This window comes from Yersinia alsatica, from assembly GCF_025133195.1.
Taxonomy (GTDB): domain Bacteria; phylum Pseudomonadota; class Gammaproteobacteria; order Enterobacterales; family Enterobacteriaceae; genus Yersinia; species Yersinia alsatica.
The window spans coordinates 4,123,189-4,138,747 of sequence record NZ_CP104006.1; the positions used below are offsets into that span (position 1 = coordinate 4,123,189).

Here is a 15,559-nt window from a genome sequence, read left to right on the forward strand (position 1 = left end):
TATTCCTCAATGCAAACGCAACAAATATAACCGCATATAATCCAACAAGCCCGGCCCGGAAACAACCGTTTGTTACAGTAAATAAAACAAAAAAACGGGAAGAGATTGCTCTCTTCCCGCTAGGTTGCTTAAAACTCAGGCCAGTAATTCAGTACATCATAGCGCGAATCTTAAACTGATTATTTACCACGAACCTCAAACAGTGGGCTTTGGCCTGCAACAACAGAGCCGCCCGCCAACACCGAGATACCGGCATAATCATCAATATTGCTGACAACAACCGGGCTAATCATTGAGCGCGCATTGGCATTCAGATAAGCCAGATCCAGTTCCAACACTGGCTGACCAGCAACCACAGTGGCACCTTCTTCAACCAGACGAGCAAAGCCCTGGCCGTTCAGTTTCACGGTATCAATCCCGATATGAACCACAATCTCTGCACCGGTTTCAGTTTCCAGACAGAAAGCATGGTCAGTATTGAAGATCTTAACAATGGTACCATTCGCCGGAGAAACAACAGTTTTATCGGTCGGACGAATTGCAACACCCTCACCCACCGCTTTGCTGGCGAAGGCTTCATCAGGAACCTGATCCAGAGCCACCACATCACCGGTAATTGGCGAAACCAAGACCAGAGAGGCGGTTTTCGCGGTATTAATCACCGCTTGAGGCTTGGCAGCAGATGCAGCAGCCGTGCTGCTTGCCGCCGGAACCGGGCCACCAGCCAGTACATTACGCATTGCCGAGGCAATCAGTTCTGCACGGGTACCGACAATAATTTGCACACTTTGTTTGTTCAGACGGATGACACCAGAAGCGCCTAAGCGTTTGGCGACACTGTCATTAACCTGTGCAGAGTCTTTCACATTCAGGCGCAGACGAGTGATACAAGCATCAATGCCCGTCAGGTTATCTGAACCACCGATAGCACCAATGTAGCGACGCGCTAACCCATTAATTTCACTTTCGTTAACTTCGGGGTTCTTATCAACATTGACGTCATAACCATCTTCTTCACTGCCTTCAACCGCCAGTTCGCGGCCTGGAGTCAGCAAGTTGAATTTCTGGATGGTGAAACGGAATACCACGTAGTAAATGGCGAAGAACACCAGACCTTGTGGGATCAGCATGTACCAGTGGGTGGCCAGTGGGTTGCGTGAAGACAACACCATATCCACCAAACCTGCGCTGAAACCAAAGCCGGCAATCCAATGCATGCTGGCGGCAATGAACACAGAAATACCGGTCAGCACGGCGTGGAGGAAGTACAGCACCGGTGCAACGAACATGAAGGAGAATTCAAGTGGTTCAGTGATACCGGTGAAGAAGGCGGCAAATGCACCCGCCAACATGATACCCGCCACTTTCGCTTTATTTTCCGGACGTGCGCAGTGATAAATCGCCAACGCCGCACCCGGTAAACCGAACATCATAATAGGGAAGAAACCTGCCTGATAACGGCCAGTAATACCGACAATAGCTTTACCGCTATCGATAGACTGTTGGCCACCCAGGAAGTTAGGAATATCGTTAATACCAGCAACGTCAAACCAGAACACGGAGTTCAAGGCGTGATGCAGGCCGACTGGGATCAGCAAACGGTTGAAGAAGGCATAGATACCCGCACCAACAGAACCCATATCTTTGATGTATTCGCCGAAGGTCACCAATGCGTTATAAATCAGCGGCCATACGTACATCAGGATGAAAGCAACGACGATCATCAGGAAAGACGTCAAAATCGGAACCAGACGACGACCGCTGAAGAAGGAAAGTGCTTTTGGCAGTTCAACGCCGCTGAAGCGGTTGTACAATTCAGCTGAGATGATACCGACCAAGATACCCACGAACTGGTTGTTGATTTTGCCGAACGCAGCAGGAACCTGATCAACTGGGATCTTTTGAATCATCGAAACCGCGGCTGGAGAACACAGCGTGGTTAATACCAGGAAGCCCACAAAGCCGGTCAGTGCAGCAGCACCGTCTTTGTCTTTTGACATACCGTAAGCCACACCAATGGCGAACAGCACAGACATGTTATCGATGATGGCAGCACCGGATTTGATAAATAATGCCGCCAGCGCATTATCACCACCCCAGCTGACTGGGTCTATCCAGTAACCAACACCCATAAGTATCGCGGCTGCAGGCAATGTGGCCACTGGGACCATCAGAGCCCGACCCACTTTCTGCAAGTAACTAAGAATATTCACCTTTCCCCCTATTCGTCCGATATCGGACCCTTTAAGTAGTTTATTTAATTGACTCACTACCTTTTAGAAAAACGCATGGCACACTTTTATTTATTCACGGCACGTATTACTCATTGCGGAGTGTAAAAAATTTATTTCGTAACGCAAATTAAAACCCCCTATTTTGTGATAAATGTCACCAAAAACCAGTCAAAAAGCACCAATACACTAGCCATGACACAAAACTTATTTTATCATTCGAAAAATGAACAAAGCATTGTACCAACGCATCAGTCAAAATCTGGGTTACGCTTAGATGAATGATTAGAACCGCGTAGAGTATAGCCACTATTCGCAATCCAAGAGGTGCAAGATGAGACTTATCCCACTGAAAAACACCACAGAAGTTGGCAAATGGGCAGCACGTCATATCGTAAATCGTATCAATGCATTTAAACCAACGGCTGACCGCCCGTTTGTACTGGGTCTGCCTACTGGCGGCACACCGATGGAAGCGTACAAGCACTTAGTCGCTATGCATAAAGCAGGCGAAGTTAGCTTCAAGAATGTCGTTACTTTCAACATGGATGAATACGTCGGCTTGCCGCAAGAACACCCGGAAAGCTACTACACCTTCATGCACACTAATTTCTTCGATCATGTTGATATCCCGGCTGAAAACATCAACCTGCTGAATGGTAACGCACCAGATATCGATGCGGAATGCCGTCGTTACGAAGAAAAAATTAAGTCTTACGGTAAAATTCACCTGTTCATGGGTGGTGTTGGTGTTGATGGCCACATTGCCTTTAACGAACCCGCATCTTCTTTAGCTTCTCGTACTCGTATCAAAACGCTGACCCAAGAAACCCGCATGGCTAACTCCCGCTTCTTCGGTGGTGATGCAAACCTCGTGCCGAAATATGCACTTACAGTAGGTGTGGGTACATTGTTGGATGCAGAAGAAGTGATGATTCTGGTTACCGGCCACGGTAAAGCGCAAGCCTTACAAGCCGCTGTTGAAGGTAGCATCAACCACATGTGGACCATCAGTTGCCTGCAACTGCATGCTAAAGCCATCATGGTGTGTGATGAACCTTCAACCATGGAATTGAAAGTCAAAACGGTGAAATATTTCCGCGAATTAGAAGCTGAAAACGTCAAAAATCTTTAATAGTTATCAGGGGGCTAAGATGTACGCTTTAACTCACGGCCGTATTTATACCAGCCATGAAGTACTGGATAATCATGCCGTTGTCGTGGCTGATGGATTGATCGAACGTATCTGTCCTGTCGATGAACTTCCGGCTGGTATTGAGATACGTGATTTGGGTGGTGCCATCCTGGCCCCCGGTTTTATTGATGTTCAGCTTAATGGCTGTGGTGGTGTGCAATTCAATGATTCTCTTGAGGCTATCTCAGAAGAGACATTGGATATCATGCAGCGCGCCAATGAAAAATCAGGTTGCACCAGCTTCTTGCCAACACTGATTACTTGTAGTGATGAGTTTATGAAGCACGGCGTTAACGTCATGCGTTCATACCTGCAAAAGAAAGAGAACCAGCATCAAGCCTTGGGCTTGCATCTTGAGGGGCCATATATCAGCCCACTGAAGAAAGGCACCCACAATCCGGCGTTTATCCGTAAACCTAGCGCCGAAATGATTGATTATCTGTGTGATAATGCCGATGTGATCACCAAACTGACTGTCGCCCCAGAAATTGTTGATGCTAAATTTATTCGTCAACTGACTGATGCCGGTATTTTGGTTTCTGCCGGTCATTCGAATGCCACTTATCAGCAAGCTCGTAAAGGGTTTACTGCCGGTATTGGTTTTTCAACGCACCTTTATAATGCAATGCCTTATATCTCCGGGCGTGAGCCTGGCCTGATTGGTGCAATTTTTGATACGCCAGAAGTCTACACCGGTATCATTGCTGATGGTCTACATGTCGACTGGGCCAACATTCGCAACGCTAAACGGTTGAAAGGTGAGAAGTTAGTGCTGGTTACCGATGCAACTGCACCAGCAGGGGCAGAAATTGATCAATTTATTTTTGCTGGTAAAACAATATACTATCGCGATGGTTTATGTGTAGATGAGAATGGTACGTTAAGCGGTTCAGCACTGACCATGATAGAAGCAGTACGGAACAGTGTTGAGCATGTCGGCATCGCACTCGATGAATCATTGCGTATGGCAACACTTTATGCGGCCCGCGCCATTGGCGTGGATAAGCAGTTAGGGAGTATTGAAGTCGGCAAAGTTGCCAACCTAACCGCATTTACCCGCGATTACAAAATCACTAAAACCATCGTTAACGGTAACGAGGTTTTAAAATAAGCGAGTAATTTTATTGATGAGCACTGGCGGACTGTCACAAATTGGCAATGTAGATCTTGTGAAACAACTCAATGGTGCTGTGGTTTATCGGCTTATTGATCAGCAAGGCCCGATTTCGCGCATTCAAATTGCCGATCTCAGCCAATTAGCCCCCGCCAGTGTCACCAAAATTACCCGTCAACTGTTGGAGCGTGGGCTGATCAAAGAAGTCGATCAGCAAGCCTCTACCGGTGGCCGTCGCGCCATTTCCATCGTCACCGAAAACCGCCAATTCCATACCATTGCTGTCCGTCTGGGACGCCATGATGCCACCATCACCCTGTTTGACATGAGTGGAAAGTCGCTAGGGGAAGAGCACTATTCACTACCAGAGCGCACCCAAGAAACACTGGAATACGCGCTATTTAATGTCATCAGCCAGTTTATTGAAGCCTATCAGCGCAAGTTACGCGAACTGATTGCCATCGCCGTTATTCTTCCGGGCTTGGTTGAGCCAAGCAAAGGTATCGTGCGCTATATGCCACATATCAGTGTGAGCAACTGGCCCTTAGTCGAGAATCTGCAAAATCGTTTTAATGTCACCAGCTTTGTCGGTCACGATATTCGTAGTCTGGCTCTGGCTGAGCACTATTTTGGTGCGACCCGTGACTGCGAAGACTCCATTTTGGTTCGTCTGCACCGCGGTACTGGTGCCGGTATCATCGTTAACAGCCAAATATTTTTAGGCAGTAATGGCAACGTTGGTGAAATCGGCCATATCCAGATTGACCCGCTAGGTGAGCGCTGCTATTGCGGCAATTTTGGTTGTCTGGAAACCGTGGCGTCTAATGCGGCCATTGAAAACCGTGTTCGCCACCTACTTGCTCAGGGCTACCCTAGCAAGCTGACACTGGATGATTGCCACATTAGTGCGATTTGCAAAGCCGCGAATAAAGGCGACTTGCTGGCAACCGAAGTTATTGAGCATGTTGGCCGCTACTTAGGTAAAGCCATTTCTATCGCCATCAACTTATTTAATCCGCAAAAAGTGGTTATTGCGGGTGAAATCATCGAAGCCGACAAAATCCTGCTTCCAGCCATCCAAGGTTGTATCAATACGCAAGTATTGAAAAACTTCCGTCAAAATCTGCCAATAGTCACCTCGCAGCTTGACCACCAATCGGCCATCGGCGCTTTTGCTTTGGCTAAACGGGCGATGCTGAATGGGGTATTGTTGCAACGTCTGTTGGAAAATCAGACCCCCTAGATTTTAAGATGGCGGGTTATAGGTAGCCCGTGAATAAGGAAGTTGCATGGTCAATCCTGTAATCGACCATGTTATAGTGACCCATTGCTGCGGCCGAAAGAGTAATATAAACAATGACAATTAAAAGCGTTATATGTGATATCGACGGTGTGTTATTGCATGATAATCACCCCGTTCCCGGTGCTGATATTTTTCTGGCCCGAATTCAAGAAGCCGGAATGCCGCTGGTTGTTTTGACCAACTATCCGTCACAAACTGCTCAGGATCTGGCTAACCGCTTCAGTTCTGCGGGCTTGGAAGTACCGGAAAGTGCATTTTATACCTCGGCTATGGCCACCGCTGACTTCCTGCGTCGTCAGGATGGTAAGAAAGCTTATGTGGTCGGTGAAGGCGCATTAGTTCACGAATTGTATAAAGCTGGCTTTACCATCACCGATATCAATCCTGATTTTGTCATTGTCGGTGAAACCCGCTCTTATAATTGGGATATGATGCATAAAGCCGCCTATTTTGTTGCCAACGGCGCGCGTTTTATTGCCACTAATCCAGATAGCCATGGCCATGGTTTTGCCCCAGCCTGTGGTGCTCTCTGTGCTCCAATCGAGAAAATCTCTGGTCGTAAACCCTTTTATGTCGGTAAACCTAGCCCGTGGATCATCCGTGCTGCGCTGAATAAAATGCAAGCGCACTCAGAAAGCACCGTAATTGTCGGTGATAACCTGCGCACTGATATTCTGGCGGGTTTCCAGGCCGGTCTTGAGACCATTTTAGTGCTGTCGGGTGTGTCGACATTATCTGATATTGAAGCTATGCCATTCCGCCCAAGCTACGTTTACCCTTCAGTAGCAGAAATCGATATTATCTAATCTTAGTTGGCGGTCATGTATGGCCGCCGCTCCCCCATTCACTACATTCCCTTTTTTGGTGCATTGCACCAAAGTTTCTTGCCATTCCTCCCTGTTTTGGCGCATTTTCTTTTTATGCCCTCAGAACCGCGCCTGCTATAGCTGCAAATTTAGGGTGCTATAAATTGGCGTGTTTTTTGCATCACTTTCTACAAATTATTCGGATGACTGCATCGTCATGGGGCATAACTTGCATCAATCATAAGCAAGTAGGAAAAAAAGAGTTCCAGCGATGAACGACTCACATTCAACATCATCACCGCCAAAGCAGAGAAGTTAGGGAGATTATTATGTGTTCTATTTTCGGGGTCCTCGACCTTAAAACCGACCCCATCGAGTTACGCAAAAAAGCGCTGGAAATGTCACGTTTAATGCGCCACCGCGGCCCGGACTGGTCTGGTGTGTGGGCAAATGATAAAGCCATCCTCGCCCATGAACGCTTGTCGATTGTCGACGTCAATACTGGCGCTCAACCGCTGTATAATGCTGCTCATACGCATATTCTGGCGGTAAACGGTGAAATTTATAACCATCAAGCCTTACGTCAACAATATGGCGATCGCTACGAATTCCAAACCGGCTCAGACTGCGAAGTCATTCTGGCGCTGTATCAGGAGAAAGGGCCGGAATTCCTTGACGATCTGCAAGGCATGTTCGCCTTTGTCTTATATGACACAGAAAAAGACGCCTACCTGATTGGCCGTGACCACTTGGGGATTATTCCGCTGTATATGGGCCACGACGAACACGGCAATATGTTTGTGGCGTCAGAAATGAAAGCCCTGGTGCCGGTGTGCCGCACGATTAAAGAATTCCCAGCGGGCAGCTATCTGTGGAGCAAAGACGGCGAAATTCGCGAATATTATCATCGTGATTGGTTTGATTTCGACAATGTAAAAGACAATGTTACCGACAAAATTGAGTTGGCTAACGCATTAGAAGAAGCCGTAAAAAGCCATTTGATGTCAGACGTCCCTTACGGTGTCTTGCTGTCAGGTGGTCTGGATTCTTCTGTTATTTCTGCTATCACCAAAAAATTTGCTGCCCGTCGGGTAGAAGATGATGAGCGCAGTGAAGCCTGGTGGCCGCAACTGCACTCCTTCGCCGTCGGTTTGATTGGCTCCCCGGACTTGCGTGCTGCGAAAGAAGTCGCCAACCATTTAGGTACTGTGCACCATGAAATTCATTTCACCGTGCAAGAAGGTCTGGATGCTATCCGCGATGTGATTTATCACATTGAAACCTATGATGTCACCACTATCCGCGCCTCGACACCTATGTATCTGATGTCACGTAAAATCAAGGCGATGGGGATTAAAATGGTGCTGTCTGGTGAAGGCTCTGATGAAGTCTTCGGTGGTTATCTCTATTTCCACAAAGCACCAAACGCCAAAGAGTTGCATGAAGAAACAGTCCGCAAGCTGCTGGCTCTGCATATGTATGACTGCGCCCGTGCCAACAAAGCGATGTCTGCCTGGGGTGTTGAAGCTCGCGTCCCCTTCTTGGATAAGAACTTCCTTGATGTCGCGATGCGCATCAATCCGCAGGATAAAATGTGCGGCAATGGCAAGATGGAAAAACATGTCCTGCGTGAATGTTTTGAATCTTATCTGCCACACAGTGTGGCATGGCGTCAGAAAGAACAATTCTCCGATGGCGTGGGCTACAGCTGGATTGACACATTGAAAGAGAAAGCCGCCGAGCAAGTCACTGATCAACAGATGGAAACTGCTCATTTCCGTTTCCCATACAACACGCCATCTTCTAAAGAAGGCTATTTGTATCGCGAAATCTTTGAAGAACTGTTCCCGCTGCCAAGCGCCGCTGAATGTGTCCCTGGTGGCCCATCAGTCGCATGTTCATCAGCGAAAGCTATTGAGTGGGACGAATCATTCAAAAGCATGGATGATCCATCTGGCCGCGCTGTGGGCGTGCATCAGGATGCTTATAAATAATCGAACCTTACTGCGGATACCCGTATTTATCGTTCAGACATCAAGGCCGCCACTGTGCGGCCTTACTTTTTATGTGCTATTAACGCCCTTGAACCCATAATACCAAGAGGCTCAGTAATTAAGAGCAACTCGCACCGCTGCAACTTCAAATAGGATAGGCATATTCCTTTTGCGGGCAAATTCAACAATTAATCATCATAACTGCTGCTTTAATCGCCAGACTGTTCACAAGCCAAACAAACGAACCCTTTCAGCGCTTTTTTGGGAAAAAATTAGTTGACGCAATTCGGCCATATACGCATAATGCGCCCCGCAACGCCGATGAAGGTAATGCGAAAAAAGATGGCTACGTAGCTCAGCTGGTTAGAGCACAGCACTCATAATGCTGGGGTCACAGGTTCGATTCCCGTCGTAGCCACCATCTTTTTGCGGGAGTGGCGAAATTGGTAGACGCACTAGATTTAGGTTCTAGCGCCGCAAGGTGTGCGAGTTCAAGTCTCGCCTCCCGCACCATTATTCGTTCATCGGTTTGTCACAGCGGATGGGATATCGCCAAGCGGTAAGGCACCAGGTTTTGATCCTGGCATTCCCAGGTTCGAATCCTGGTATCCCAGCCATCTTTTTTATCGGATGGATAGCTGTAAAGCAGCAAAGTTGTGCTGTAGTAGTTCTAAGTCAGCAAAAAGAATTGTATTTCAGTTGGGATATCGCCAAGCGGTAAGGCACCAGGTTTTGATCCTGGCATTCCCAGGTTCGAATCCTGGTATCCCAGCCATACAATTTCTTAAGAATAAAGATTTAAGATGGCTACGTAGCTCAGCTGGTTAGAGCACAGCACTCATAATGCTGGGGTCACAGGTTCGATTCCCGTCGTAGCCACCATCTTTTGGGGTATCGCCAAGCGGTAAGGCACTGGATTCTGATTCCAGCATTCCGAGGTTCGAATCCTCGTACCCCAGCCAAATTTAGAAAAGCTCGCTTCGGCGGGCTTTTTGCTTTTCTGAGTTTCGTTTTCTTAATTATTGATTGAACCATTGAGCTTAACTAGCCTGTAGGCAAAACCAATATTTGCATACAGGCCATAACCACGAGTGACTAACTTACAGCCCCAACGCATATCTCAGGGCATGTTCTTTAAGCTTCCCCGCGCGCTGTGCTGTCATCAGAGCCAAATTGCGCACAAATTTCACTGCAGGCAGGTTATTGCTAAAAGCGGTGTAAAACACATCCATGCCGCTTTGCATGATCAGATTGTCGGTACGACGACGGCGCTGATAACGCAGTAATACCTGCTCACTGTGCCAAAGCTCAGCCTGTTCACGCGCCTGATTCAACACCGCTAGCAGTGCATCAACATCTCGGTAACCCAAATTGACACCCTGCCCGGCCAATGGATTGATGGTATGAGCGGCATCTCCCAGTAATACCAAGCCCGGCTGCACATATTGCTGGGCATGACGACGAACCAGTGGGAAAGAACCCGCTGCAATTGCCTTAACCGCTCCCAGACGAGACGGAAAAGCAGCGGCAATCTCTTGGTTCAGCTGTGCCATCGGCAGCGCCTGAAGCTGGCGGATACGCTGTGGGCTGTCATACCAAACCAAAGATGCCCAATTATCAAACAGTGGCAGAAAAGCACGAGGACCGGTTGGGAAGAACTGCTGCCAAGTGGTGTCTTGCTGGGCGGTATCAGTTGTGACGGTAATTAGCATGCAAGACTGACGATATTGCCATCCACTGGTTCCAATACCGGCTAAACGCCGAACCAGCGAGTTGGCACCGTCGGCCCCTATCACTAAACGGCCCTGTATCTCTTGCTGAGCATCTAAAGTGATTTTCCAACACTCGTCTACTCTGACCATGCTTTGTAGCCGTGACGGGCACAGCAACGTCAAATTTGGGCATTCTGCCATCTGTTGCCATAGCGCCAGCTGCAAAATGCGATTCTCAACCATAAAACCCAGCTCTGGCAATGAAAGCGATGCAGCATCAAAGATAACGTGAGAACCGGGCTGCTCCCACGTCTCCAGACGACGATAAGGCGCATAACGCATCTGCTGCACTCGCGGCCAAACATTGAGCTGCTTTAGCAAGGATACCGAGGTACAACCAATAGCTGAAACCCGTAAATCCGGAGCACTATTGGTGTCAAACTCCGCAGGTGCCTCGTGCTCCAGTAATGCGACTGACCAGCCAGTTTGGGCTAGCCCAAGGGCGGCGGCGGCGCCCACCATGCCACCACCTACCACCACAACATCATAATTTGGTTGCGATTTATTCATTTTGGCCATGCTTTAAAAGTGATAAATAACACCTGCACCGGCAAGTATCTTGTTTGCCCCAAGTGTACCGGATTTTTCATCCCCTATCAGAATAAGTAAACCGTTATGCGGTGGTCATCGCAGTGGCAAATGACTACAATACCCCCATAACCACGGAGCCTTTGTGCTACCCCTATTCTATTACAGAGCACTGCACGGAGTACCGCACCGCGCGATGTGACTTTTAAGATGAATAATTCAATGACTAAAAAACTGCACATCAAAACCTGGGGCTGCCAGATGAATGAGTATGATTCATCAAAAATGGCTGATTTGCTGGCCAGCACCCATGGCTACCAGTTGACTGAAATCCCGGAAGAAGCTGATTTACTGCTGCTAAACACCTGCTCTATCCGCGAAAAAGCGCAAGAGAAAGTGTTCAGCCTGCTGGGGCATTGGAAGTTACTGAAAGAGAAGAATCCCGAGTTAATTATTGGGGTCGGCGGCTGTGTCGCATCACAAGAAGGTGAGCATCTGCGCCAACGCGCGCCCTGTGTTGATGTGATTTTTGGCCCACAAACCCTGCACCGCTTACCGGAAATGATTAATCATGTGCAAGGTACACACAGCCCGGTAGTGGATATCAGCTTTCCCGAAATTGAAAAATTTGATCGTCTGCCAGAACCGCGTGCCGAAGGGCCCACGGCTTTTGTCTCCATTATGGAAGGCTGCAATAAATACTGCACATTCTGTGTGGTGCCCTACACCCGAGGTGAGGAAGTCAGCCGGCCCAGTGATGATATCTTGTTTGAAATTGCACAGTTAGCCGCTCAAGGGGTGCGGGAAGTGAACTTGCTGGGCCAGAATGTGAATGCCTATCGTGGGGCGACCTATGATGGTGATATCTGTAGTTTTGCCGAGCTATTGCGCTTAGTTGCCGCTATTGATGGTATTGACCGCGTGCGTTTTACCACCAGCCATCCCATTGAATTTACTGATGATATCATTGATGTCTATCGTGATACCCCGGAGCTGGTGAGCTTCCTGCATCTGCCGGTACAAAGTGGTTCTGACCGTATTTTGACGATGATGAAACGCGCCCATACTGCGCTGGAATACAAGGCTATCATCCGCAAACTGCGTCAGGCGCGGCCTGATATTCAAATTAGTTCTGATTTTATCATTGGTTTCCCCGGTGAAACTCAGCAGGATTTTGAGCAAACCATGAAACTGGTGGCCGAGGTTCATTTTGATACCAGCTACAGCTTTATTTACTCCTCCCGCCCCGGAACTCCAGCGGCAGATCTTCCGGACGATGTCAGCGAGGATGAAAAGAAACAGCGACTGCATATTTTGCAGCAGCGCATTACCCAGCAAGCTATGGAGATCAGTCGTCGGATGGTCGGTACCGTGCAGCGCATTCTGGTGGAGGGCACCTCGCGCAAGAATGTCATGGAGCTGGCTGGGCGCACCGAAAACAACCGTGTAGTCAATTTTGAAGGGACGCCAGAGATGATCGGCAAATTCGTTGATGTGGAAATTGTTGACGTTTATGCCAGTTCACTGCGCGGCATTTTGTTACGTACCGAAGACCAAATGGACCTGCGAGTTCATGAGTCTCCGCAATCGGTAATTGCCCGAACCCGCAAAGAAAATGAAATCGGCGTTGGTCTGTATCAACCTTAATTTCGAGCTACATCGCACAAACAGGCACTGTATTCTCAGTGCCTGTTTTATTTTGGCGGGATGCTACGCAGATTCTGACTTTTTAAGTTGCGCCATATAACCGTCGCTATTTGAATAGAGACCGAAGAGACATATTGATCAGTGGCAAACTTGCGTCAGCGCCCTACACCATGAATAATTCAGAAATGACATGTATGATTAGCGTTATATCCACTTGTGATATATCCGAAGTAATTGGAGTTATACCCCTGACTTCAAATAAACCGGCCCTAAGTGACCCAGAGGAACGCAGTGACTCAGAGAAACAGTTTGCACGTAGTGACACAAGAAATCTTGCTGGAACCCGCCGATAATCAGCGCCTGCTGAGCTTGTGCGGCCCTTTTGATGACAACATTAAGCAGTTGGAACGCCGATTAGGTATTGAAATTAATCGTCGTGATAATCGTTTTAAATTAGTCGGTAAGAATATCTGCGTTGTTGCAGCGGCAGATATCCTGCGCCATCTGTATGTTGATACTGCGCCTATCCGCGGTGTTATCCCAGATATCGATCCTGAGGCGATTCACCTTGCGGTGAAAGAGAGTCGTGTCTTGGAGCAAACCGCCGAGAGTGTACCTGACTACGGAAAAGCCGTGAATATCCGTACCAAACGCGGCATGGTCAAACCACGTACACCTAATCAGGCACAATACATCGCCAATATTCTCGACCACGATATCACTTTCGGGATTGGCCCAGCCGGTACCGGGAAAACTTATCTGGCGGTAGCCGCGGCTGTGGATGCTTTAGAGCGTCAGAATGTGCGACGTATTTTGCTGACACGCCCAGCGGTTGAAGCGGGTGAAAAGCTGGGTTTCTTGCCCGGTGACCTCAGCCAAAAAGTAGACCCTTATCTGCGCCCACTTTATGATGCCCTGTTTGAAATGCTGGGCTTCGAGCGAGTTGAAAAACTGATTGAGCGCAATGTAATTGAAGTTGCGCCACTGGCCTATATGCGTGGTCGAACCCTGAATGACGCGTTTATCATTTTGGATGAAAGCCAGAACACCACCATCGAACAGATGAAAATGTTCTTGACCCGTATTGGTTTCAACTCCAAAGCAGTGATTACCGGTGATATAACGCAAACTGACTTACCGCGTCATCAGAAATCAGGTTTAAGCCATGCCATTGAAGTGTTATCTGAAGTGGAAGAGCTGAGCTTTAACTTCTTCCATAGTGAAGATGTGGTACGCCATCCAGTAGTTGCCCGGGTAGTTATTGCCTATGAGGCTTGGGAAGCGGCGGAACAAAAACGCAAAGATGCCATTGCCGAACAACGTAAGCGGGAAAACCATACCCCGTCTGAGCAGGAGGCTCCGTGAGCCAAGTTATTCTCGATTTACAAATTGCCTGCGCCGATAGCCAAGGTTTACCGACTGAAGCCGATTTCCAACGTTGGCTGGAAGCCGTGTTACCCCAATTTCAGGAAGTCTCTGAAGTGACCATCCGCGTGGTTGATGAAGCAGAAAGCCATGAGCTTAATCTGACCTATCGCGGTAAAGATAAATCGACCAATGTCTTGTCTTTTCCTTTTGAGGCCCCACCTGAAATTGAACTGCCATTATTGGGTGATTTAATCATTTGCCGTCAGGTAGTAGAGCAAGAAGCGGTTGAACAAGAGAAAGCACTATTGGCTCATTGGGCGCATATGGTTGTTCACGGCAGTCTCCATCTGCTAGGGTATGACCACATCGTTGACGATGAAGCTGAAGAAATGGAGTCGATTGAGACTGAAATAATGCAAAGTCTGGGCTACCCAGACCCGTATATTTCAGAGAAAGACTCCGAATAAACCCATCATATCGGGTGCATTGATGCCCTGCTGACAGGGTAAAAATAAAAAGTGATGTCGGCGGTGTGTATCTACCGCTGCCGGTAATAATATTAATCTGTACTCAAAGAACTTGGAATTGCAGGTAGGCGGCAAGAGAACTTATCCCAATGAGCTTACTCAGGTAAGTGATTTGGGTGAGTAAACGTAGCTAACAACCCTGCGGTTTCAAGTACGAAGAGTAAACATAGGTAAACTTAACTAAAACGCCATGAGCGACGACCACTCACAAAACAACGATAGCCCCAGTCCCAAGAAAGGGTTCTTTACTCTCATCCTTAACCAGTTATTCCACGGTGAACCTAAAAATCGTGGCGATCTGGTAGAGCTTATCCGTGATTCTGAGCAAAACGATCTGATCGATCCCGATACCCGAGACATGCTGGAAGGCGTGATGGATATCGCCGAGCAGCGCGTGCGGGACATCATGATCCCCCGCTCTCAGATGGTTACATTGAAACGTAATCAAACGCTGGATGAGTGCCTGGATGTCATTATTGAATCTGCTCACTCCCGCTTTCCAGTGATCAGCGAAGATAAAGATCATATTGAAGGCATTCTAATGGCCAAAGATCTGCTGCCGTTTATGCGCACAGATTCTGAGCCATTCAGCATTGATAAAGTCTTACGGACGGCGGTTGTGGTGCCGGAAAGTAAGCGTGTTGATCGGATGCTAAAGGAGTTCCGCTCCCAGCGCTATCATATGGCTATTGTCATTGATGAGTTTGGTGGCGTCTCGGGTCTGGTGACCATTGAAGATATTCTTGAGCTGATCGTGGGCGAAATAGAAGATGAGTATGATGATGAAGAAGACAGAGATGTCCGTCAGCTCAGTCGGCACACTTATACTATTCGTGCGCTGACACAAATTGAAGATTTCAATGAAGTATTCAATACCCATTTCAGCGACGATGAAGTGGACACTATCGGTGGTTTAGTGATGCAGGCCTTTGGTCATTTACCTGCTCGCGGTGAAACTATTGAAATTGAAGGTTACTTATTTAAAGTTGCCATGGCGGATAGCCGACGTATCATTCAGGTTCATGTGAAAATCCCGGATGATGCTCCGCAACCCAAACTGGAAGAATAAATCCT

General features: G+C 48.0%; 11 protein-coding genes and 6 tRNA genes. 15 read left to right on the forward strand and 2 right to left on the reverse strand.

What is annotated here, in order from left to right; translation table 11 throughout:
• Positions 1-179 precede the first annotated feature (179 nt).
• The gene (nagE, locus tag N0H69_RS18460) at positions 180-2,213 is read right to left on the reverse strand and encodes an N-acetylglucosamine-specific PTS transporter subunit IIBC (RefSeq protein ID WP_050107828.1); all 2,034 of its coding nucleotides are present in this window, start codon (positions 2,211-2,213) and stop codon (positions 180-182) included.
• Between the two features lie 352 nt (positions 2,214-2,565).
• Here nagE and nagB point away from each other — a divergent pair, with 352 nt between their 5' ends.
• From nagB to N0H69_RS18515, 11 genes are all read left to right on the forward strand, one after another.
• The gene (nagB, locus tag N0H69_RS18465) at positions 2,566-3,366 is read left to right on the forward strand and encodes a glucosamine-6-phosphate deaminase (protein WP_050107830.1); all 801 of its coding nucleotides are present in this window, start codon (positions 2,566-2,568) and stop codon (positions 3,364-3,366) included.
• A 19-nt stretch (positions 3,367-3,385) separates the two neighbouring features.
• Positions 3,386-4,537 carry an N-acetylglucosamine-6-phosphate deacetylase gene (nagA, locus tag N0H69_RS18470; protein WP_050107831.1) on the forward strand — a complete coding sequence of 384 codons (1,152 nt, stop codon included), beginning with the start codon at positions 3,386-3,388 and terminating at the stop codon, positions 4,535-4,537.
• Between the two features lie 16 nt (positions 4,538-4,553).
• Complete coding sequence (nagC, locus tag N0H69_RS18475; protein ID WP_050107833.1) at positions 4,554-5,783, forward strand: DNA-binding transcriptional regulator NagC; 1,230 nt, start codon at positions 4,554-4,556, stop codon at positions 5,781-5,783.
• Positions 5,784-5,896: 113 nt separating this feature from the next.
• Positions 5,897-6,649, forward strand: coding sequence for an HAD-IIA family hydrolase (locus N0H69_RS18480; RefSeq protein WP_050107835.1), 753 nt, complete (start codon positions 5,897-5,899; stop codon positions 6,647-6,649).
• Positions 6,650-6,978: 329 nt separating this feature from the next.
• Positions 6,979-8,643 carry an asparagine synthase B gene (gene asnB / locus N0H69_RS18485; protein WP_050107837.1) on the forward strand — a complete coding sequence of 555 codons (1,665 nt, stop codon included), beginning with the start codon at positions 6,979-6,981 and terminating at the stop codon, positions 8,641-8,643.
• Between the two features lie 344 nt (positions 8,644-8,987).
• Positions 8,988-9,064, forward strand: a tRNA-Met gene (locus N0H69_RS18490).
• 7 nt (positions 9,065-9,071) lie between these two features.
• Positions 9,072-9,156, forward strand: a tRNA-Leu gene (locus tag N0H69_RS18495).
• A gap of 29 nt (positions 9,157-9,185) precedes the next feature.
• Positions 9,186-9,260, forward strand: a tRNA-Gln gene (locus tag N0H69_RS18500).
• Positions 9,261-9,343: 83 nt separating this feature from the next.
• Positions 9,344-9,418, forward strand: a tRNA-Gln gene (locus N0H69_RS18505).
• Between the two features lie 30 nt (positions 9,419-9,448).
• Positions 9,449-9,525: transfer RNA gene (locus N0H69_RS18510), tRNA-Met, on the forward strand.
• A gap of 5 nt (positions 9,526-9,530) precedes the next feature.
• Positions 9,531-9,605: transfer RNA gene (locus tag N0H69_RS18515), tRNA-Gln, on the forward strand.
• A gap of 138 nt (positions 9,606-9,743) precedes the next feature.
• Here N0H69_RS18515 and ubiF read toward each other — a convergent pair.
• Positions 9,744-10,925 (reverse strand): 3-demethoxyubiquinol 3-hydroxylase, encoded by a 1,182-nt coding sequence (gene ubiF / locus N0H69_RS18520; RefSeq protein WP_050122548.1) that lies wholly within the window; start codon positions 10,923-10,925, stop codon positions 9,744-9,746.
• Between the two features lie 240 nt (positions 10,926-11,165).
• On the opposite strand from ubiF, the gene miaB reads away from it, so the two are divergent.
• The 4 genes from miaB (at position 11,166) to corC (ending at position 15,554) form a co-directional block, all read left to right on the forward strand.
• Entirely contained in the window at positions 11,166-12,590 is a 1,425-nt protein-coding gene (gene miaB, locus N0H69_RS18525; RefSeq protein ID WP_050151653.1) for a tRNA (N6-isopentenyl adenosine(37)-C2)-methylthiotransferase MiaB, read from the forward strand.
• A 291-nt stretch (positions 12,591-12,881) separates the two neighbouring features.
• Entirely contained in the window at positions 12,882-13,955 is a 1,074-nt protein-coding gene (locus tag N0H69_RS18530; protein ID WP_172665441.1) for a PhoH family protein, read from the forward strand.
• Positions 13,952-14,425, forward strand: a complete 474-nt coding sequence (gene ybeY, locus N0H69_RS18535; protein ID WP_050151587.1) for an rRNA maturation RNase YbeY — start codon at positions 13,952-13,954, stop codon at positions 14,423-14,425. Before N0H69_RS18530 ends, ybeY begins: the two co-directional genes overlap by 4 nt.
• A 250-nt stretch (positions 14,426-14,675) precedes the next feature.
• Positions 14,676-15,554 carry a CNNM family magnesium/cobalt transport protein CorC gene (corC, locus tag N0H69_RS18540; protein ID WP_004716323.1) on the forward strand — a complete coding sequence of 293 codons (879 nt, stop codon included), beginning with the start codon at positions 14,676-14,678 and terminating at the stop codon, positions 15,552-15,554.
• Positions 15,555-15,559: the final 5 nt, after the last annotated feature.